The sequence below is a fragment of the Roseateles sp. genome (assembly GCF_036486225.1).
Lineage (GTDB): Bacteria > Pseudomonadota > Gammaproteobacteria > Burkholderiales > Burkholderiaceae_C > Roseateles.
In genome coordinates, this window is record NZ_DASVNZ010000265.1 from 1 (window position 1) to 21034 (window position 21034).

Sequence of the window (21034 nt, forward strand, 5' to 3'; positions counted from 1 at the left end):
TGCGGCTTGGAGAACTGGAGCATCACGATCTGGATCTCAGGCGAGAAGGTCCGGCCGGTCAGCTTCTCCTGCCAGGAGATCACATCGAAACCGGCCAGCGCGCGCCCCATCTCGGCGATGCGCTGGTCCAGGTCGCCCCCGATCCGCTCCCTGCGGAAGGCCGCAAATCCGGCGCGCTGCATCGCGCTCAGGATGGCGTCAATCCGGGGCGCCGCGCGGTCGAACCAGGTCCAGTCGTCCTGGCTCCAGTAGCTGCTGGCCTGGTAGCCCGGCAGGATCGCCGTCTGCCGCGACCTCAGCGCCGAGAGCAGCGTGGCGATCGTCGCGTCGTTGCCGTTGGCGGAGAACAGCACCTGCAGATTGGGGCCGAGCAGACCGAAGCCGTCCTTCGTCGCGTCGTTCCACAACCGCGCGACGTCCGCGCGTATCGCCTCGGGCAGTCGCGGCGCGAAGGCGGCGGCGTCCGGCGCATAGAAGTCCAGATAGAGCGGGGTGCCCGACAGCGGCCCGAGGAAGGCAATCGCATCGAAGCCCTCGGAGGCGCGTACCCGCCATCGAGTGCGGTTTGCGCCGGCCGGCGCGGCGGCGGACTCGACGGCAAGCAGGGACGCCACCGAAGCGATCAGCGGCACGGTCAGGAAGGTTCGTCGTTGCATGCCCCGATGCTAGGCAAGCCGCGCCCTCCCTTCTTGAACGGACTTAACCCCGCCAGTTCGTCGGTGTCCGCCCGGTCAGCGCCACGATGGCGCGCGTCAGGTGGGCCTGGTCGGCGAACCCGGTCTCTGCGGCGAGCATCGCCATCGAGCCCTGCCAGCCCGGCAAACGGCGCAGCGCCTGCAGCGTCCGCTGCTCCAGGCGGTAGCGCTTCGGACTGGTGCCATAGGCGCGGTGGAAGCCGCGGCTGACCGACTGCGGCGCGATGCCCATGGCGTCGGCCCATTCGGTGAGCCCGACATCCGGAGCGTCGGCGAGCGCCGCCGCCAGCAGGTCCGGCCAATCGTCCAGTCTCGCGGCGAGGGGCTGGAACGTCTGGTGCAGCAGCTGGACGGCCTCGGCGGGATCGCGCTCGGCGAGCCGGGCGATCGCGTCGGCATCGTCGACACGTCCGAACGCCTCACGGATGTCGCGTCCGGATACCGGCAGATTCAGCACCTTGGCGCCGGTGCGGAAGAACTCGTTGCGATGCGATTCGTGCTCGCCATGGAACACCGCCTGGCCGGCCTCGACGCGTAGGCGCCCTCGATCGCCCGCCTCCACGTAGCCGCCCGCGAGCACGAGCGCGACATAGCCGTGGCGATGGCGATGCCTCGCCATCTGCTCGAACGCACGGTGGAGGGAGATCGCGGCGGTCATTCGTTCAAGCGCTCGCTGGATGTCGACACGCGCTCCTGCCCCGCCGACACCTGACGCCCCGCCAGCGGATGGATGTCCAGGCTGCCGTACATGCTGACGACTTCGCCGATGACCACCTGGTAGCCCTTGAGCCAGCGCTCGTGCTGCTGCTTGGCCTGCTGATGCAGCGGATGCGCCATCAGCTGGCGCAGCGCGTCCATCGACTCCCAGTAGTACACGTTCGTGATCAGCCCCAGCGCGGGGTTCTCCCAGCTCTCCTCGCCGAGATAGCCGGGGATGGCCTTGGCCATCGCCGCGATGGCGTCGTCCAGCGCATGGAAGTCGGCGTCGTACTCGCCCTTGTAGAACGTGAAGGTGGAAGTGAACACGGGTCGATTCGAGAAGGTCGATGAAAGGGTCGGCAATGGAAGGACGGCAGCTCGCGGCGCCGGTCGATGACGCCGTGATTTCAACATCATTCCCACGTCTCGATATCAGGGGCCGCCTCTCTGGCAAGCCCGGATGGTTCCCGCGCGAATCCTGGGCATGATCGGGCCTCCAACAGAGAGGAGAGCCGTCCATGGGAGGAAAGATGAGTCGAGTGTTCGCGCGCACCGGCCTGGGCCGCATGTCCAGCGGCGAGTACCAGGCCAACCTCAACGGCATGAACATGTTCTTCGGCGCCGTGCTGGGCTTCGTGCTCTCCGGCACCGAGAAGCTCAGCGCCTGGCAGTTCGGCGTCCTGCTCACCGCCCTGGCCAGCGTCGTCATCACGGTGCTCTACATCTCCTCCAGCAAGCATCGGCTGATGTACTCGCTGCTGGCGCTCTTCTACGCCGCCACCTTTCCGGAAGTGATGAGCATGCTGCTGCGCGGCCCGGACCTCGTCCCCGACAAGGTGCGACCCACCCTCCTCGTCTGGATCGGGATGACCGTCATGGTGGAGTTCTGGGCGAGGGAAAAGAGCCAGGAAAAGAGCCAGGAAAAGAGCGAGGACGAAGGCGAAGCCACAGACAAGACCGCCGTGGACACCCCGGCTCGTGAGCCCGAAACCCAGCGGTGAACGCCATTCGAAAGGAACGCACATGGCCAAGTACCTGATCTCGTTCCCCAGCGCCGCGATGGTCGTCCCCGATGATGACTGGGACGCGGTGGTCCATGACTCCCACGCCGTGATCGAGGAAGCGAAAGCGGCCGGCGTCTACGTCTTCGGCGGCGGCATCGACGAAAGCGTCCCGCCGGTGCTCGTGTCGGCGGACGGCTCATTCGCAGACGGCGGCTATCCCTGGGGGCCAACACTCAACGGGGGGTTCACCGTGCTCGAACTGCCCACGCGCGAAGCAGCCGTCGACTGGGCCGCGCGCATCGCCAAGGCCTGCCGCTGCCAGCAGGAGCTGCGCGTCTTCGGGTTCGACCCGGCGTCGTGACGCGCGTTGAGGCGCTCAGGCGACCGCCAGGTGCACGGCCTCCGCCAGCGCATCCACGCGGAACGGCTTCTTCAGGATGGACCGCGCGCCCAGCACCTGGCCGACCTTGTCCATGTCGGCATACCCGGTCGCCAGGATGATCGGGATCGTGGGCCAGGTGTCCTGCACGCGGCGGATCAGCTCCCCGCCGTTCATGCCCGGCATCACGTAGTCCACGATCAGCAGGCTGGGCTGGCGCTGGTCGAGCTTGAGCAGCGCCTCCGGGCCGTTCGACACCGCCGTCACCTGGTGCCCCAGCAACTCCAGGCTCTGGACGATGGAATGGCGCACCTCGTCGTCGTCCTCCACCACCAGGATGTCCTGCGGCGGCGTGACCAGGCTGGAGCGGTCCGCCTCGCCGTCCTCCGCCAGCGCCTGCGTGGCCAGCGGGAAGCTGAGGTGGACCTGCGTCCCCTGCCCCGGCGCGCTCTCGATGCCCACCTGCCCGCCCGACTGCTTCGCGAAGCCGTACACCTGCGCCAGGCCCAGGCCGGTGCCGCTGCCCATCGCCTTGGTCGTGAAGAAGGGCTCGAAGACGCGCTCGATGATCGACGGCGGAATGCCGGCGCCGTTGTCGGCCACCGTGACCCGCAGGCCGGGCACGACCTGACCCTCGCGCTCGCAATCGATCTCCCGCGTCGAGATCAAGATGGTGCCGCCCTCCTTCATCGCGTCGCGCGCGTTGAGCGCGAGGTTGAGGACGGCCATCTCCAGCTGGTTCGGATCCAGCAGCGCGACCGGTCGCGGATGGTCCAGCGCCAGGTCGATGCGTACGCGCGATCCGACCGAGGTCAGCAGCAGTTCCTGCATGCCGTTGATCGACGCATGCACGTCGGTGGCCTGCGGCACCAGCGACTGGTTGCGCGCGAAGGACAGCAGCTGTTCGGTCAGGCGCGCACCGCGTTTCACCGTGCGCCGCGCCCCTTCCACGATCCGGCCGGCCGGCGGCGGACAGTCCAGCCGCGCCAGCAGGTCCAGGTTGGTGCCGATGACGTGCAGCAGGTTGTTGAAGTCATGGGCGATGCCGCCGGTCAGGTGCCCCATGGCCTCCATCTTCTGGACCTGAAGCAGCGCCGCCTGCGCGCGCTCGCGTTCGGCGATCTCGTTCATGAGCCGGTTGTTGGCCGTCGAGAGCTCCCGCGTGCGACTCTCGATGCGGTCCTCGAGCTCCCGGTTGAGCCGCTCCACCGCATCGTGCGCGACCGCCAGTTCGGCGAGCATCGCCCGGTTCGCGTACTGCCTCGCCCGGGCGCGCACCGCGGCCTCCACGGCGGTGTGCAGCGTGTCGGGGCTCAGCGGCCGCTCCAGCAGGATGACGTTGCCCATCAGGTGCAGCGAGGTCGCCGCATTGGGCGCGCGCCGCCCGGTGCGCTTGCTGGTGAGGACCACGAAGGGAAAGTCCGACCAGGGCGGCTGCCGGCCCAGCCAGAGGTGCACGGGACTGCCGGGCGCGATGGACAGGGCCTCCTCCGTCACCACCGCCGCCGCGGCGCCCTCGTTCAGCGCCGTCAACAGCTGTTCGGGCGTATGCACCGCGTGGGCCGGCGCCAGCCCGGTCACGACCTCCGCGATCACCTGCGCATCCCGGCCGAACGGCGCCAGGACGATCACGCGGGATTCGAAGGCACTCGTCATTCAGCGTCGCTGTCGCTCAGCAGCGCGATGTCGCCGGCGTAGCGCGAGACCCCGGACACCACGCCCTCGAAGTCCGTCAGGGCCACGCCGATCTCCACGCCCTGCTCGCCGAGGCGGAACTCATGGATGGTGCTGGCGTGCTTGTTGGTGCGGCTCTTGGCCACCGAGACCGCCTTGAGCAGGTTGCCGCGCGCCTCGAAGTAGCGGAACAGCACCACCGCGTCGCTCAAATAGCTGAGGTCGATGTCGATGCGCCCCTGGCCGAGGATGCCGTGCTGGCCGAGCACCAGGATGGTCATCACGCCGCGCTGGTTGAGGTAGGTCAGCAGCTCATGCATCTGCAGCATCAGGAACTTGCCGCCGGGCATCGCCTGCAGGTAGGCGTTGAGGCTGTCGATCACCACGGTGCGCACGCCGTCCTGCTCGACCGAACGCCGCACGCGGGCCGCGAATTCGCCGGCCGTGACCTCCGCGGGATCCAGCGCGTTGAGCATGAACTGCTCGTCGTCGATGTAACCCTGCAGGTCGTAGCCCAGGGTCTTCGCGCGCGGCAGCAGCGTCCCCAGGCCTTCATCGAAGAGGTAGTACGCCGCCTTTTCGCCGCGCCGCAGCGCCGCGTGGACGCAGGCGATGGCGGTGGTGGTCTTGCCGACGCCCGACGGTCCGACGAACAGCGTGTTGCTGCCGCGCGCCAGGCCGCCGCCCAGCGCGGCGTCGAAGGCGGCGTTCCCGCTGCTGACGTTCTCGGGCAGGAAGGCCTTGTGGTGCTCGGCCGCGATCAGGCGCGGGAACACCTCCAGGCCGCCGGTCTTCAACGTGAAGTCATGCTCCCCGCTGCGGAAGCCGATGCCCCGCATCTTGGCCACGCGCAGGAAGCGCTTGTCGGCGCCGTACTCGCCCACGATCTGCTGCAGCCACACGACCCCGTGGGCGATGCTGCGCAACTGCATGTCGCCGGTGGACGCGCTGAGGTCGTCCAGCATCAGCACCGTGCAGTCGTGGCGGGCGAAGAAGTGCTTGAGCGCCAGCACCTGGCGCCGGTAGCGCAGCGGGTCCTGCGCCAGCAGGCGCATCTCCGACAGGCTGTCGAAGACGACGCGCTTGGGACGGTTCGCCTCGATGCGCGCCATCACGCCCTGGACCGTCTGGTTCAGCTCCAGTTCGGCGGGGTGGATGATGGTCTGCTCCGCCTCCGGGCCGAGCTGCTCCGCGCTGACCAGCTCGAAGACCTCGAGGCCGACCGCGTCGAGGTCCCAGCCGTGCGAGCGGGCGACCTCCTTCAGTTCGGTGCCGGTCTCGGACAGCGTGACGTACAGGCCGGATTCCCCGGCGGCGAGGCCGGCCAGCAGGAAATGGATGCCCAGGGTGGTCTTGCCGGTGCCCGGCTCCCCTTCGAAGAGGTAGAGGTGGCCTTGGGGCAGGCCGCCCTGGAGGATGTCATCGAGGCCGGTGATGCCGGTGGAGCAGCGGGGGTTGGACATGCAGGGGCGTTGCGGACGAGGAAGGGGCAGTCTCGCCAAGCGCCTGTGGGGACGGTCTGGAGAGGTCGGATGCCGCGCCTCGGCAATCGGCGCTCCCACCCGGACTCACGCGACCCGCAACGGCCGCCCGGCGGATGTGCTCGAGGGCGGCGCCAGCGCCAGCGCCGGGCCCGGGACCCCGACCGGTCCGACCGAGCCGATCTGGATCCGCCCTTTCCCGGCGCGCTTGGCGCCGTACATGGCCTCGTCCGCGCCGCGCATGACCGCCGCCGTCTCGCAGCCTCCCCGCGCCAGGACGATGCCGATGCTCGCGCTCACGGTCACGCGGTGTCCGCCGGCGACCTGGATCGGCCGCTCGATCTCCGCCAGGCAGCGTTGCAGCACGGCGCGCGCGCCGCCCACGTCGCTGCTGGCGGCCAGCACGATCGCGAACTCGTCGCCGCCCAGGCGGGCCACGATGTCGTTGGCGCGCAAGGTCTGCTGCAGCCGCTCGCCGACCGCCTTGAGCACCTCGTCGCCGGCCTCGTGGCCATGGCGGTCGTTGACGGGCTTGAAGCCGTCCAGGTCCAGGTAGCAGACTGCGATCCCCGTGTCCGCCCGCAACGCGGTCGCCTGGGCGTCGGCGAGCTTCTCCTCGAACAGGCGCCGGTTCGGCAGGCCGGTCAGGGCGTCGCGGAAGGCCATGCCGTAGGCCTTCTCCTCGCTCTGCTTGAGGGCGTCGATGTCCACCAGCATCCACAGGCTCTCCTCCTCCGAGACCAGCATGCCGCTCAGGTCGATCCACAGCGCGGTGCCGTCCTTCCTGCGCATCTGCACCTGGGTGCGGAAGCGTTGGCCGGCGCGCAGGGCGCCGTAGCCGGCCCGACCGATGTGGTCGAAGGTGGCCTGGTCCAGGTAGAGGTCGCGCATCGACATGCCGCGCATCTCGCCCGGCCCGTAGCCGAGGATGCGTTCGAGGGCGCGGTTGTCCCAGAGGATCACGCGCGAACGCAGGCGCACCATGCCCACCAGGTCGTTCTCCAGCATCAGCGACTGCTCGCGCGCGGTGCGGTCCGCGGCCAGGCGGCCTTCATGCTCGCGTTTCTGCCCGCGATAGAGCAGGACCGAGGTGCCGGCGACCAGGGCGATCATCAGCGCCACCAGGCCCGAGAGTTCGACGACCTGGTGGTGCCAGGCGCCGAGATACTCCCCGGTGCTCAGGCCGGCATAGACGGTGAAGGGGTAGCCCGGCACGCGGTGGTAGGCGGTGATGCGTTCGACCTTGTCCAGCGCCGTCGAGGTCACGTACCACCCCTGCGCCGGATTGCGCCGCAGGTTCTCGCGCAGGGCCTGGGAGACGACGGCCTCGCCCAGCCCCCGGGTCGACCGGGGCTCGGACGCGGCATGCCGGGCCACCAGCAGGAAGTTGTCGTTCATGCGCATCGCCATCGCACCCGATCGGCCGAGCGTCATCTCGGAGAAGTGCTCCGCGAAGTGTTCCGAGGTCATCTCCGTCAGCACGATGCCGTCGAAGCCGCCGTCCGCGTTGATCAGCCGCCGCGCGATCACGATGCACCATCCTCCGGCCACGCGGTCCAGCAGCGGCTCCGACACCACCGTGGCATCGCGCGCCCTTGCCTGCTCGAAATAGGCCCGGTCGCCGAGGCGGACGGGCGCTGCGAGCGGGTTGTCGTCGGCGGTCACCAGACCGGTCGCGTCGACCACGCGCACCGCGCTCACATGCTTGAGCAGTACGCGCTGCTCGGCGACCATCTGCGCCAGGACTTCGGAACGGTCCGTGGCGCGCGAGGTCTTCGCATACCGCTCCGCCACGGTGGCCAGGGCGTTGTCGATGAGCCGCAGCTCGGCGGCCACTTCGCCGCTCATGCTCGCGGTCAGGTTCTCGGCGGTCAGGCGCGCGGCGTCTTCGTCGCCTTCCCGGGCGTTGTGCAGGCTCAGGGCGGCCGCCGCGCAGAGCATCAGCCCCAACGCCAGATTGCCCGCGACCAGCCCGCGGCGCAGGCGGGTCAGCGAGTGGGCGACGATCGTGCGTTGTTCCTTCATGGCGAGGCATCCTTGTGGTGGCCCCCTCGGTGCGGAAAGCCCCCGGGGTCCATGGTGGACTTTGTACGTCCGCGTCGCGTCGCGCACCATCCAGCACTGGATGAAGCTGCTGTAGGGCGAGCACTGACGGGGATTGCCCTGAGGTGCCGCGCAGCGCCGCGCGGCGCCGCGGACATGGGCTGGACACCGCGGCCGGCGTCGTGGCGATCGGCAAGAATTCACGCCCCCCGGGCAAGGACCGCCAGATCGCGTTAGGGTGAGGGCCATGAACGCTGTTGACACCTCCTCGTCCGCCATCGTCTCCGTCCAGCCGCTCGGCATGCCCTGGGAGACGATCGACCCCTTCCTGTTCTGCGTCCACCACGACGACGCCTATCCGCGCGGCAATGGCCGCCACGGGCCGGACGCCGCGCTGCTGTCGGGCCGGAAGATGGGGTCGGACTTCTCGCGCCAGGACGGCTGGAGCATGTATCACGGCCAGCAGGTGCCCGGGTTTCCGGCCCACCCGCACCGCGGGTTCGAGACCGTGACCATCGTCCGCAAGGGCCGCATCGACCACGCCGACTCGCTGGGCGCCGGCGCGCGCTTCGGAGGCGGCGATGTCCAGTGGCTGACCGCCGGCAAGGGCATCGTCCACGCGGAGATGTTCCCGCTGCTGCACACCGACCGACCCAACCCGCTGGAGCTGTTCCAGATCTGGCTCAACCTGCCGGCCGACAGCAAGATGGTGGAGCCGCACTTCACGATGTTCTGGTCGCAGGACATCCCGCGGCACACCTTCGTCGACGACGCCGGGCGCCGGACCGAGGTGGTGGTCATCGCCGGCGATCTCCCCGCCCCCGGACATGCCGGCGGGACCGTGGCCAGGCCGCTCGCGCCGCCGCCGGACTCGTGGGGCTCGCGCCTGCATTCGGACCTGGCGATGTGGACGCTTCGCCTGGAACCCGGCGCGCAGTGGACGCTGCCCGCGGCGTTGGGTGATGGCACGCGGCGCAAGCTGTACTTCTTCGCCGGCGGCCAGATCACCCTTGCGGGTCAGGTCGTGCCAGTCGGTTCCTCCGTCGAGGTGCGGGCCGGCGCCGACGTCCTCCTGATCAATGGCGACGAACCCGGTGAGCTGCTGATGCTGCAAGGCCGTCCTATCGGCGAGCCGGTGGCGCAGTACGGGCCCTTTGTCATGAACACCGAGCAGGAGCTGCGCCAGGCTTTCGAGGACTACCGCCGCACCGAGTTCGGCGGCTGGCCGTGGCCGGATCCGGCGCCGGTGCACGGCAACGAGGAGGACCGCTTCGCGCGGCATGCGGACGGGCGGACGGAGCGGCCGCCATCGCAGGACTGAATCGTCCCGGGCCATGAGCCGAAACAAGTCCTGACCCCCTCATGGGGGAGACGCGCCTCGGACCCCGTTGCGCGTTGTCCCTGGCGAATGGCCAGTTCATTTGATTTTCGGCAATTCAGCGCATACCACCTTGTTCATCGGTCTTTTCCGGGGAGCCGGATCAAAGGTTCATGCAAGACTGATTGCCGTCACGGCCCCAAGAGATCTCCGAGGCCATGCATACGCAGTACGTCATCCGCCAGAGCGGATGAGGCGATGCGCCTCAGGCGATCCGGGTCGGCCGACTCAAACCATTGAACATAGGGGATGACTCATGGGTGACAGTCTTTGTCTGAGCCGCGCGCGGCCGTCTTTCGCGGCCGTTGCGGGGCGCACTGTGCGCCGGCAGCGACAGCTTCCGCGCTTGAACCTGCTGTACCTCGCGGTCCTCGGCGCCCTCGGTGCCCTCGGTGCGTCACCCGGCGCGGCTCATGCGCAGACGACCCTGGACTTCTCCACCGGCTGGACCGGCATCGGCAACAACGTCACCTACCAGACGACGCCGTTCACGACGACCAGCAAGGGCACGCCGTTCACCTTGACGCCGCCGACCGGTCTGGGCATGTGGCGGCTGACACCGGTCTCCGGCACCATCAACGGCGCCTCCGCCGCGGACTCCGCGCTGGGGCTGACCAACGGGACCGTCGACGCGCTGCTCAATCACAACCCGAACTTCCCCGGCAGCGTCACCAATTTCTCGGTGTTGACGCAGACGATGACGCTCAACGCCGGGACGTATTCGTTCGCCTGGGCGCTCAACGTCACCGACCACGGCTTCAACGACGGCGCGCTCTTCTCGCTGTCGGGCAACGGCTTGAATTACCTCGAGTCGCTGGCCCGTGCGGGTGGTCCCGGGGACACGGCCGGTCCGTCGCCCAACACCTATGTGGCCTACCTCTTCGACACGGCGGACGGCGTCACGCCCTGGCTCACCACGACCTTCAACATCGCGACGACGGGGACCTACAAGGTCAGCTTCGCGGACTACAACTGGAACGACACCGCCGTCCCACCGAATTTCTTCCTGGCCAACACCATCGGCACCTACACGGGGAATCCGCTGGCGGGCACCAATGCAACGCCCCCGCCGGACATCACGACAGGCACGGTGACCGGCTCCGACCTGGTGAACGGCACCGTCAATCCGGTGTTCGACGGCGGCACCCTGCAGGCCGACGTCAACAACGCCGTCTACAGCGCCAACCTGGCGATCAAGGGCACCGGCGGAACGATCGACCAGAACGGATTGAGTTCGACCTTCAGCGGCGTGCTGTCCGACCAGACGCCCGGCACGTCGGGCGCGATGAGTTTCGTGAACGCCGGCGCAAGCGGCGGGTCGATCACGCTGACCGGCGTCAACACCTACACCGGCCAGACGACGGTCGGCAGCGGCGCCACGCTGGCGCTGGCCGGCGCCGGCAGCATCGCCACCTCGAGCCGGCTGGTGAACGACGGCGTGTTCGACATCGCCGGCACCAGCGCCGGCGCCTCGTTGACCAGCCTGGCGGGCACGGGATCCGTGGCGCTCGGCGGGCAAGTCCTGACCCTCACCAATGCCGCGGACACCTTCGGCGGCGTCATCGGCGGCAGCGGCGGCGTGACGGTTGCCGGCGGGACGCAGACGCTGTCCGGCATCAACACCTTCACCGGCGCCACCTCGGTCGCCAGCGGCGCGACCCTGGCGCTAACGGGCACAGGCAGCATCGCCGCGTCCAGCGGCCTCGCGAACGACGGCAGCTTCGACATCTCCGCAACGACGGCAGGCGCGACGCTGAAGAGCCTGACCGGCGGCGGTACGGTCGCCCTGGGCGCGCAGACCCTGACGCTGGCCAACGCCAGCGGCGGCTATGCGGGCACGATCAACGGCAGCGGCGGTGTGGCCGTCGCCGGCGGCACGCAGACGCTGTCCGGCGTCAACACCTTCACCGGTGCCACCTCGGTCGCCAGCGGCGCGACTCTGGCGCTGACGGGCACGGGCAGCATCGGCGCGTCCAGCGGCCTCGCGAACGACGGCAGCTTCGACATCTCCGCAACGACGGCAGGCGCGACGCTGAAGAGCCTGACCGGCAGCGGCACCGTCGCGCTGGGCGCCCAGACCCTGACGCTGGCCAACGCCAGCGGCGGCTATGCGGGCACGATCGACGGCAACGGCGGTGTGGCCGTTGCCGGCGGCACGCAGACGCTGTCCGGCGTCAACACCTTCACCGGTGCCACCTCGGTCGCCAGCGGCGCGACCCTGGCGCTGACGGGCACGGGCAGCATCGCCGCGTCCAGCGGCCTCGCGAACGACGGCAGCTTCGACATCTCCGCGACGACGGCAGGCGCGACGCTGAAGACCCTGACCGGTGGCGGCACGGTGGCGCTCGGCGCCCAGTCCTTGACACTGGCCAACGCCAGCGGCGGATACGCAGGCACGATTGGCGGCAGCGGCGGTCTGGCCGTCGCCGGCGGCTCGCAGACGCTGTCCGGCGCCAACACCTTCACCGGCACCACCTCGGTCGCCAGCGGCGCGACCTTGGCGCTCTCGGGCACGGGCAGCATCGCTGCGTCCAGCGGGCTCGCAAACAACGGCAGCTTCGACATCTCCGCGACGACGGCAGGCGCGACGCTGAAGACCCTGACCGGCGGCGGCACCGTCGCCCTGGGCGCCCAGACCCTGACGCTGGCCAACGCCAGCGGCGGCTATGCGGGCACGATCAACGGCAGCGGCGGTCTGGCGGTGGCCGGCGGCACGCAGTCGCTGTCCGGTGTCAACACCTTCACTGGTGCCACCTCGGTCGCCAGCGGCGCGACCCTGGCACTGACCGGCACGGGCAGCATCGCCGCGTCCAGCGGGCTCGCGAACGGCGGCAGCTTCGACATCTCCGCCACGACGGCCGGTACGACGCTGAAGAGTCTGACCGGCAGCGGTACGGTCGCCCTGGGCGCGCAGACCCTGACGCTGGCCAACGCCAGCGGCGGCTATGCGGGCACGATCAACGGCAGCGGCGGTCTGGCCGTGGCCGGCGGCACGCAGTCGCTGTCCGGCGTCAACACCTTCACCGGCGCCGCCTCGGTCGCCAGCGGCGCGACCCTCGCGCTGTCGGGCGCAGGCAGCGTCGCCGCTTCCAGCGGGCTGACGAACAACGGCAGCTTCGACATCTCCGGCACCAGCACCGGCACCAGCGTCCGCTCCCTCGCAGGCAGCGGCAGCGTGGCGCTCGGCAGCAAGACCCTGACCATCGACACCACCGCCGCGTCCTTCAACGGCACGATCAGCGGCAGCGGCGGCGTGCGCCTCAACGGCGGACAGTGGACCGTCGGCAACGCGCAGGCCTACACGGGACTGACCCTCCTGGCCGCGTCGACCTTGCACGTGAACGGCAGTCTGGCCGGCGGCGTGAACGTCGGCAGCGGCGCCGTGCTGCAAGGCAGCGGCACGATCGCCGGACCGGTGACGGTCGCGTCGGGCGGCAAGCTGTCACCGGGCAATTCCCCGGGCGTGATGACGGTGGGATCCAGCGTCAGCCTGGCGCCCGGATCGACCTTCGAAGTCGACATCAACGGCGCGACGCCGGGCAACGGCGCGGGCCACCACGACCAGCTCGTGCTGACCGGCGCCGGCAGCAAGTTCAGCGCGAACGGCGCGCAGCTCACGGTCAACCTCGTCGGCATTTCCGGTCTCGGCACCTACACGCCGTATGCGCCGACGCTGGGGGAGCGCTTCCACATCATCACCGCGCAGGGCGGGCTGGATGCGACGACCTTCGGCGCCTTCTCGCAACCCACCGGACTGAAGGCGGGCACGAGACTCCGGGCGCTCTATTCCGCCAACGGCGTCGACCTGCTGGTCGTGCCGACGGCCTATCTGGCCTTGGCCCAGGTCCAAGGCGCCAACCTGAACACGCAGTCCGTCGCCTCGGCGCTGGACGTGATGGCGGCGGCGCAGGATGGCGGCACCGCCACCCCGGCGCAGACGACGCTGGTCAACACGGTCGGCGGTCTCGGCGACGCGGCGCTGTCCAGCACGATGCGCTCGCTCAGCGGCGAGATCCACGGGGCCGTGGCGGCTGCCTTGCCGTCGGCCGGCCAGCGCCTGCAGGACGCGGTGTCCCGTCACGTGTCCGCCCTCGAAACGCGCCAGCGCGGACTCTGGGTGGATTACAGCGGCGGCAGCAGCCGCTGGGCCGCGGACGGCGCCTCGTCGTCGGCGCGCGTGCGCGATCGCCACCAGATCACGATCGGCTTCGACGTGCTGAACGACGGCACCAACGGCTTCGGCGTGGCGCTGTCGCAATCCAACCAGAAGCTGCGCTCCGACAGCGGCGGCACCGGTGAAGTGAAGGACACGCTCGGCATGGCGTACGGCCAGATCGGCCTGGGCGCCGGCCTGATCCTCGACGGGCAGATCGGCGGCGGCGGCGGCAAGGCCCTCAGCAGCCGGGACGATCCTCTGGCGACGCTCGGCGTGGGCCAGGGCCCGCTGAAGACCGACGCCTCCACGCGCCAGACCTTCGCCGGCATCGGCGTGCGCACGGCGATGAACTACGAGAACGTGCGGCTGGTGCCGTACGCGCGCGTCGAGACGCAGCGGGTCAAGCGCGACGCCACGGGCGAGGACTCGGGATCGCTGGCCGCGTTGAACCTGGGCCAGCTGTCGGCCGGCGGCGGCCGGATGGAGCTCGGCGTGGGCGTGGGCTCGCCGGACAAGGATCCGGGCACCTCGCGCTTCACCTTCGGCGGGCGTCTGGCCGTGGGCCGCGAGTCGGGCGCGCTGCGGCGCGTGCTGGTCGATGCGAGCCTGGTCGGCACCGCCATCCAGATCCAGGCGCCGCGCGTCAGTCGCCAATACCTGCGCGCGGAGCTGACGGGGACCTGGCTGGTCATGCCCGGCGGCTACATCTACGCCGGCGTCAGCGGGTTGACCCGGGAGAACCGGACGGACAGCTCGTTCACGCTGGGCGCCGTCGCCACGTTCTGAGGTGTCGAAGGCCGGCCGGCGAGGTGCTCGCCGGCCGATGCGTCCGAGGTGGGAAGCCGGTCTGTGACCGGCTTCTGACAAGCGGCCCTCGGCGGATTGCTGAATCCAAGGTTCCGGATGCGCTGAGACATGCAGGTAGCATGCCCGTGTCTGAAGGAGCATCCATGATCATGTCCCGCGTCTCGCGCATGAACCGGCTCTTGGCGATCGCCGCCGCCGCCTCGGCCCTGCTGCATGGCACCGGCGCCCATGCGCAGGGCTTGGTCCCGCCCGGCGAGACGGCCATGCGGGAGTTCCTGAAACAAGGCAAATGGAGCCCGACCGCCGATGACAACATCAGCGGCGAGCTGCTGGACCCGGCCTTCGTGGCGTCGCTCGTCAAGGCGCACCGGGCGGATCCGAAGGATGAGACCGCCATCGCCAATCTCGCGCTCATCCCCCTGGCCTTGGCTGTCGCCGAATGGGGCGTTGCGCCTTCAGAGGCGCTGCCCAAGGATCCCGTCGGCAAGCGCTGGGCGGCGGTCGAGAGTTCCGGCGACGGCAAGCATCTGATGAGCTACGCCAAGGGCGGCATCGGCGTGGCCCACATCGACAGCGGCATCCTGCAGCGGTTCTTCACCTACCTCGAAGCCCGTCAACCGGACGTCGTGCCCGAGGCGCAGAAGGCCGGCTTCTTCCGCCTCAAGGGCACCAACTTCGATCGCCTCTACGCGGGCGGCGGTCATTGCACGAAGCCGGTCAGCGAGATCGGCGTCGATCTCGTCGGGGCCAGGTTTGAACACACGCGGTGGGGTTACGCCGGCGACAACTACTGCAAGCAGTACGACAAGGGTCAGGTCACCGTCGCGGACTGGCAGGTGTTCCGCCACGGGATGCGTGAAGCCTTGCGACGGGAGGACGTCCAGTTCGAGCTCATCCGCACCTGGGTCCGGGATGTCTGGGCTCCGAGCTATGAGATGGTGGTGGTCAAGGGGCACGCCGACATCCGCGAGGCATTCGTCATCGCGCGCATCTACAACTCGTCGCCTCGCACGGCTCAGGAGGCCTTCAAACAGGCGGTCGGCCTGCCGGGCGTCGACGATCGAATCAGGAAGGAGCTGGAGGTCTATGCATCGCCAGGCTTCGGGGGCAACCCGCGTCACAAGGAGCGCTGGCCCTACATGCAACGGGCCGTGGCCGCGTATGGCGCCTTCGATCGGTAGCCAGCGATGAACCTTGACCAGGGCCCGGCCGCTGCCTCTGCCCCTTCTTCTCCCTACGGACAACGCATCGGCGCCGTCAGCTACCGTTTCGACAGCCTGCGCGAGCTGATGGCCAAGGCCACGCCGGAGCGCTCGGGCGACCGGCTCGCGGGCGTGAGCGCCGAGTCCGAGCAGGAGCGCGTCGCCGCGCAGATGGCCCTGGCCGACCTGCCGCTGAAGACCTTCCTCAACGAGGCCCTGGTCCCTTACGAGGACGACGAGGTCACCCGCCTCATCGTCGACACCCACGACGCCGCGGCGTTCGAGGTCATCGGCCACCTGACGGTCGGCGGGCTGCGCGAGTGGCTGCTCTCGGACGCGGCCGACACGGTGACGCTGACGCGCCTGGCGCCCGGGCTCACGCCGGAGATGGTCGCCGCGGTGAGCAAGATCATGCGCAACCAGGACCTGATCCTGGTCGCACGCAAGTGCGAGGTCGTCACGCGCTTTCGCAACACGCTGGGACTGTCCGGGCGACTGTCCACGCGCCTGCAGCCCAACCACCCGACCGACGACGCCAGCGGCATCGCCGCCAGCGTGCTGGACGGCCTGATGTACGGCAGCGGCGACGCGGTCATCGGCATCAATCCCGCCACCGACAACGTGACCCAGGTCGCGCATCTGCTGCGCCTGCTGGCGGAGGTCATCGAACGCTTCGAGATCCCCACGCAGAGCTGCGTGCTCACGCACGTGACCAACACGATGCAATGCATCGAACGCGGCGCGCCGGTCGACCTGGTGTTCCAGTCCATCGGCGGCACGGAGGCGACCAACCGCAGCTTCGGCGTCGACCTGAAGCTGCTGGCCGAGGCGCGCGCGGCGGCGCTGTCGCTGTCGCGGGGCGCCCTGTTCGACGACGGCCAGCGCGGCCGGCACGTCATGTACTTCGAGACCGGCCAGGGCAGCGCGCTGTCCGCCGGCGCGCACCATGGCTGCGACCAGCAGAGCATCGAGGCCAGGACCTACGCGGTGGCGCGGCACTTCGAGCCGCTGCTCGTGAACACGGTGGTCGGTTTCATCGGGCCGGAGTACCTGTACGACGGCAAGCAGATCATCCGGGCGGGATTGGAGGACCACTTCTGCGCGAAGCTGCTGGGCCTGCCGATGGGCTGCGACATCTGCTACACGAATCACGCCGCGGCCGACCAGAACGACATGGACGTGTTGCTCACGCTGTTGGGCGTGGCGGGGTGCAACTTCATCATGGGCATCCCGGGCTCGGACGACGTGATGCTCAACTACCAGACGACGTCCTTCCACGACGCGCTGTATGCGCGACGGGTGCTGGGCTTGCGCGCCGCGCCGGAGTTCGAGCGCTGGCTCGAACACATGCACATTGCGCAACCCGGCGCGCCGGGGCATCTGGTGGACGGCATGTCTCCAGCTTTCGCAGCCTTGCTGCCCTCCTCCTGAGCGCGGCCATGAGATGACCATGAGCGCGGACATGAGCGATGACATCCTGATCATCAATCCCTGGCGCACGCTGCGCCGCCACACGTCGGCGCGCATCGGCCTGGGCCGAGCGGGCGTGAGCCAGCCGACGTCCGCGCATCTGGCGTTCCAGCTCGCCCATGCGCAGGCCCGGGACGCGGTGCACCGCGAGCTGGATCACGAGGCGCTCGGCGAATCGCTGAGGGCGGTGGGGCTGGAGACGCTCGATCTGCACAGCGCGGCCGCCGATCGGGCGGAGTACCTTCAGCGGCCGGATCTGGGACGTCGGCTCGACGATGCATCGACCGCGCTGCTCGGTGCCTCCGAGCCGACTGATCCGCTGGATCTGGCGCTCGTCGTGGCGGACGGCCTGTCCGCCTTGGCGATCGAGCGCCATGCCCTCGCCTTCCTCTCGGCGCTCAGGCCGCTGCTGGCGGTCGACTGGCGCTGGGCGCCGGTGGCGATCGTCCGTCAGGCCCGCGTGGCGATCGGGGATCCGATCGGTCACGCGCTAGGGGCGAAGCTCGTCGTGGTGCTGATCGGAGAAAGGCCGGGGCTGAGCTCGCCCGACAGCATGGGCGTGTATGTCACCTGGGACCCTCGGCCCGGTCGCGTGGATGCGGAACGGAACTGCATCTCCAACGTGCGGCCGGAAGGGTTGGCACCAGAAGCCGCTGCGGCGCGGCTCGCGTGGTTGCTCAACGAAGCGCGGGCTCGTCAGGTGACAGGTGTTGCCTTGAAGGATGAGAGTGCTGATGCGGCGCCGGCCGTTGAAACGCGGGAGACGTTCCGGCTGGATGGCAGTTGATGACTGCCACGGCCGCTGGCCCTCACCCCTACCCTCTCCCGCAAGCGGGAGAGGGAGTAAGAAGTGAGTCTTGCGCGAGCGGAAGCGGCGTGGGAAGGGCCGCGGTCGGACGCCCTCTCCCGCTTGCGGGAGTGGGCGGGGGTGAGGGCCAGCGGCGGCGGAAGTACTTGCAGCCTCAAGGCGAAACGAAGCTCTCCTTGCCCGCCTTCTTGTCTTCCTCGGCGATCTTCACGTCGGCCTCGTCGACGACGCCGTCCTTGTTGCGATCGTGCAGATTGAACATGCTCAGGCCGGCGGCCATGAACTCTTCGAGGCTGATGCTGCCGTTCTTGTCCTTGTCGAGCACGCCGAACCGGACCTTGGCCTGGCGCATCTGGCGCTGCAGTTCCTCGCGGCGCTTCTCCGGATCGGCGATCTTGCCGATGCGCTGCATCAACCGGCCTTCGAATTCCCCGAGGTATTCGGCTTCGCTCAACTGACCGTCGGCATTGAAGTCGATGCGCATGAACTCGACCTCGCGGCCGAGCTTGAATTCGGCGAGCAGCACCTTGCCGTCGCCGTTGAGGTCCTGCTCGGCGATGAAGGTGGTGGTGGAATGCGAGGCGGCCAGCGCCGGCAGCGCGGCCAGGCCCAGCAGGCTCACAAGCAGGGAACGTTGGAAGGTGGTCTTCATGGCTGGGGCTGCACTTCGATGGTGAGGGTGGCCGTGGTGCTGATCCACAGCGCGGGGTTGTCCGGGGAGGCTCGACGCACGCGCACCTGCAGCAGGTAGAGGCCGGCGGACTTGGGCTTGAAGCTCACTTCGCCGGCGGCGTTGGTGCTGAAGTCCAGCTCCGGCTGCTTCTGGCTCACGTAGTTCTGGCCGTCGGCGATGACGGTCAGCGTCTCGCCGGCCAGCGGCTTGCGGTTCTCGCGCACACGCACGGTGACGGGCTCGCCGGCATACAGCTCGTAGGGCTTGGTCACCGGGAAGATCTCGACGCCCTCGGTGTCGAAGTCCACCGCGCCGGGGCGGCCGCGGGTGACGTAGACGTCGGCACGGGTGATGCTCTGCACCTCGATCGGCTTGTCGCCGGGCTTCGCGTCTTCCGCGCGCTCGGAGAAGACCACCTTGCCCTCGCGCAGCACGCCCTTGGCCAGGCGGCCTTTGCGCACGCCCGACGACACGAGGTAGGTGCCGTTGCCGGCGCCCAGCGGTACCTCGAGGTAGCTGGCGTCCTTCAGCACGGCGGCCGGCGTCAGGGGCAGCTTCTTGCCGTCCGGGCCGATCACCTGGAAGGTGTCGGACTTCATCGCCACGTCGGGGCGCAGGTCGCCTTCGGCGAACGAGGCCTCGACGGTCACATGCTTGCGCTGTTCCTCGGCGCTGAAGGTATTGGGCTTGAGATAGGGCGAATGGGCCTGGGCGCCCGCGCACAGCAGCAGCGGGGCCAGCCAGGGACCGATCTTCTTGAACGGAGAAAGGGACATGACGGTGGGTGCAGGATTGAGTCGCTCGGCACTATAGATGAGAATTGCTCGCAATTGCGAATTATTGTCAACAAGCCGGAGTGAGGCAGTCCTTCGGGTCGTTGGTGTCAGGTGTTGCCCAACGCGATGGCGTGCTCAAATTCGAGTCACAAAACAGCTGTCCTTCTTCTCAACTTCTCGACATGCACTTCCCGAAGTTTCTTTCCATCACGGTGGTCATTGCGGCCTCCCTGCTCACAGGCTGCGCTGCCCTCGATCCCTTTCCGACGCCGGACTTCTCGGCGCTGAAACCCGTCTCTGACGACTCGCGGTCCTTCGTTGTGGATGAGCGCCTCGACTTCTCGGAGAAGGTCGGACCTGTCGGAGTGGTCTGGACCATGGCATTGGAGCCGGGCCGCTACGTGGCGGTGCAGGAGAACGCGGTGGGGACCTTCTTCAGGGGGCCGACACGCTGCGTTTCCTTCGTTCATCGCGATGGCGTCAGGTACGCCACGGGCGGCGTCTGGATGCCGAAGAATCCGGCGCAGTTGCCCCAGCTCTATTGGATTCAATTCACCGACCAGATCGACTATCCGGACCGAGCGGCCGCACAGAGCAAATCCAGAGGCAAGCCGTTGATGGCATTCGGGGACACCGGCACCCTGTCCACGGACCTGGCGAGCAATCCTGGTCTGGCTGGTGGCGCCTCTCCCCAGCTGGCGGGAGCGGGAGCCGGTCTGGCATCGGGGATCATTCAAGTCATGATCGAGCGCGACGTGAAGGACCAGCGTGGGAAGCCGAGCTTCTTCCCGCCGCTGCATTCCCCAGAGCTGGCGCGCATTCGAGAGACGCTGGCTACAGCCAGATGAGCGGATCCGATCTCCGGAAAGCCACGTTGCGCTGCGAGCAGTGCGGTGGTGACGCCTTGTCGGAAGCCGCTTCTCCGGCATCGATGGAGTCGTTCCGGTGCCGGAAATGCGGCCATGCGTTCTGGGTGCATGTTCAACACATGGCCGCTCCGCACGACCTTGGCGTCGTCACCTACAAGGCCTACGTGGCTGCGGATTCCCTCAAGGCGGCTCGCTGGAACCGGCTCCATGTGCCCAAGGTCTTCGGTGGCAGGTCCAACTTCCACTTGAGCGACATGGAAGCACAGTGCGCCAAGGGGCTCTCCAAGTGGGATCTGGGCTACTACTCGGAGAACGAGGTGAAGGAGTTGCAAGCCGCCGCGCAGGAGATCGGGTTACTGGTGGAGTTCGTCAGATCGTCATGACCAAGCCGCGTGCCACGCTGGCCTGATACCTCCGGCTCTCCATTCAGACTGGCGTCTTCCCTGCTGTACAAGGGTTCTCTCGGTATCGAGGCATCTTCGTCCACCGGCCGCCGACCTTCGCATCGGAAGCTCCAAACTGTCGTCCCTCTGCCAACACGCATCGCAAGCGTCATGTCTTCCCGCTTCAACTTCAATAGCGTCACCACGCGGAGCTTGCTGCTCGCCGCGATGATCGGTCTGGGAACTACCGCGGCGCACGCGGCCGAGCCCGACAAGGCCCCGAACAGTGGTCCTTGCCGACCGGCGGCAGTCCCCTTTGCACCGCTCGGGGCCGACGGACTTCCAATGACAGGCGAAGTCACGGTCGTCGCCACGTTCACGACCCATGGCGTCGAACCCATCCGGTTCGTCAACGGGGAGCCTCCGTTGCAGCAAGCAGTCGAGACAGCGCTGGGGGCGTTCAAGTGCAACGCCGAGATTGCCAGCAAGAGGAATCGCTACACCTTCGAATTCCGCAATCTCCTGCCGAAGACGCCG

General features: G+C 68.7%; 18 protein-coding genes. 10 read left to right on the top strand and 8 right to left on the bottom strand.

What is annotated here, in order from left to right; genetic code table 11:
* From VF536_RS17560 to VF536_RS17570, 3 genes are all read right to left on the bottom strand, one after another.
* A partial coding sequence (locus VF536_RS17560) for a hypothetical protein (protein WP_331616152.1) occupies nucleotides 1-656 on the bottom strand: 656 nt, incomplete at its 3' end.
* Nucleotides 657-699: 43 nt separating this feature from the next.
* Nucleotides 700-1353, bottom strand: a complete 654-nt coding sequence (locus VF536_RS17565) for a helix-turn-helix domain-containing protein (RefSeq protein ID WP_331616153.1) — start codon at nucleotides 1351-1353, stop codon at nucleotides 700-702.
* Nucleotides 1350-1721, bottom strand: a complete 372-nt coding sequence (locus VF536_RS17570) for an antibiotic biosynthesis monooxygenase (protein WP_331616154.1) — start codon at nucleotides 1719-1721, stop codon at nucleotides 1350-1352. The genes VF536_RS17565 and VF536_RS17570 overlap by 4 nt, the downstream gene beginning before the upstream one ends.
* Before the next feature lie 203 nt (nucleotides 1722-1924).
* On the opposite strand from VF536_RS17570, the gene VF536_RS17575 reads away from it, so the two are divergent.
* Nucleotides 1925-2395, top strand: a complete 471-nt coding sequence (locus tag VF536_RS17575) for a hypothetical protein (protein WP_331616155.1) — start codon at nucleotides 1925-1927, stop codon at nucleotides 2393-2395.
* A 22-nt stretch (nucleotides 2396-2417) separates the two neighbouring features.
* Entirely contained in the window at nucleotides 2418-2759 is a 342-nt protein-coding gene (locus VF536_RS17580; RefSeq protein ID WP_331616156.1) for a transcription initiation protein, read from the top strand.
* 15 nt (nucleotides 2760-2774) lie between these two features.
* On the opposite strand, the gene VF536_RS17585 is transcribed toward VF536_RS17580, so the two are convergent.
* The 3 genes from VF536_RS17585 to VF536_RS17595 form a co-directional block, all read right to left on the bottom strand.
* Nucleotides 2775-4433, bottom strand: coding sequence for an ATP-binding protein (locus VF536_RS17585; protein WP_331616157.1), 1659 nt, complete (start codon nucleotides 4431-4433; stop codon nucleotides 2775-2777).
* A complete protein-coding gene (locus VF536_RS17590) occupies nucleotides 4430-5914 on the bottom strand; it encodes an ATPase domain-containing protein (RefSeq protein ID WP_331616158.1) in 1485 nt (494 codons plus the stop codon). Before VF536_RS17590 ends, VF536_RS17585 begins: the two co-directional genes overlap by 4 nt.
* A gap of 105 nt (nucleotides 5915-6019) precedes the next feature.
* Nucleotides 6020-7957, bottom strand: a complete 1938-nt coding sequence (locus VF536_RS17595) for a sensor domain-containing diguanylate cyclase (protein WP_331616159.1) — start codon at nucleotides 7955-7957, stop codon at nucleotides 6020-6022.
* A 265-nt stretch (nucleotides 7958-8222) separates the two neighbouring features.
* Between VF536_RS17595 and VF536_RS17600 the strand changes: the two genes are divergently transcribed.
* The 5 genes from VF536_RS17600 (at nucleotide 8223) to eutC (ending at nucleotide 17775) form a co-directional block, all read left to right on the top strand.
* A complete protein-coding gene (locus VF536_RS17600) occupies nucleotides 8223-9296 on the top strand; it encodes a pirin family protein (RefSeq protein ID WP_331616160.1) in 1074 nt (357 codons plus the stop codon).
* Between the two features lie 403 nt (nucleotides 9297-9699).
* Nucleotides 9700-14295, top strand: coding sequence for an autotransporter domain-containing protein (locus VF536_RS17605; RefSeq protein WP_331616161.1), 4596 nt, complete (start codon nucleotides 9700-9702; stop codon nucleotides 14293-14295).
* Between the two features lie 164 nt (nucleotides 14296-14459).
* The gene (locus VF536_RS17610) at nucleotides 14460-15497 is read left to right on the top strand and encodes a hypothetical protein (protein ID WP_331616162.1); all 1038 of its coding nucleotides are present in this window, start codon (nucleotides 14460-14462) and stop codon (nucleotides 15495-15497) included.
* A 108-nt stretch (nucleotides 15498-15605) separates the two neighbouring features.
* On the top strand, nucleotides 15606-16949 hold the full coding sequence (locus tag VF536_RS17615; protein WP_414710403.1) for an ethanolamine ammonia-lyase subunit EutB: 1344 nt from the start codon (nucleotides 15606-15608) through the stop codon (nucleotides 16947-16949).
* A gap of 31 nt (nucleotides 16950-16980) precedes the next feature.
* Nucleotides 16981-17775 carry an ethanolamine ammonia-lyase subunit EutC gene (gene eutC, locus VF536_RS17620; protein ID WP_331616164.1) on the top strand — a complete coding sequence of 265 codons (795 nt, stop codon included), beginning with the start codon at nucleotides 16981-16983 and terminating at the stop codon, nucleotides 17773-17775.
* A 175-nt stretch (nucleotides 17776-17950) separates the two neighbouring features.
* Here eutC and VF536_RS17625 read toward each other — a convergent pair whose 3' ends face one another.
* Together VF536_RS17625 and VF536_RS17630 are read right to left on the bottom strand one after the other, a co-directional pair.
* Nucleotides 17951-18448, bottom strand: coding sequence for an EF-hand domain-containing protein (locus tag VF536_RS17625; RefSeq protein ID WP_331616165.1), 498 nt, complete (start codon nucleotides 18446-18448; stop codon nucleotides 17951-17953).
* Nucleotides 18445-19245 (bottom strand): DUF4198 domain-containing protein, encoded by an 801-nt coding sequence (locus VF536_RS17630; protein ID WP_331616166.1) that lies wholly within the window; start codon nucleotides 19243-19245, stop codon nucleotides 18445-18447. Before VF536_RS17630 ends, VF536_RS17625 begins: the two co-directional genes overlap by 4 nt.
* A gap of 182 nt (nucleotides 19246-19427) precedes the next feature.
* Here VF536_RS17630 and VF536_RS17635 point away from each other — a divergent pair, with 182 nt between their 5' ends.
* From VF536_RS17635 to VF536_RS17645, 3 genes are all read left to right on the top strand, one after another.
* Nucleotides 19428-20093 (top strand): hypothetical protein, encoded by a 666-nt coding sequence (locus VF536_RS17635; protein ID WP_331616167.1) that lies wholly within the window; start codon nucleotides 19428-19430, stop codon nucleotides 20091-20093.
* Complete coding sequence (locus VF536_RS17640; protein ID WP_331616168.1) at nucleotides 20090-20497, top strand: hypothetical protein; 408 nt, start codon at nucleotides 20090-20092, stop codon at nucleotides 20495-20497. The genes VF536_RS17635 and VF536_RS17640 overlap by 4 nt, the downstream gene beginning before the upstream one ends.
* Before the next feature lie 171 nt (nucleotides 20498-20668).
* On the top strand, nucleotides 20669-21034 hold a 366-nt coding region (locus VF536_RS17645), incomplete at its 3' end, for a hypothetical protein (RefSeq protein WP_331616169.1).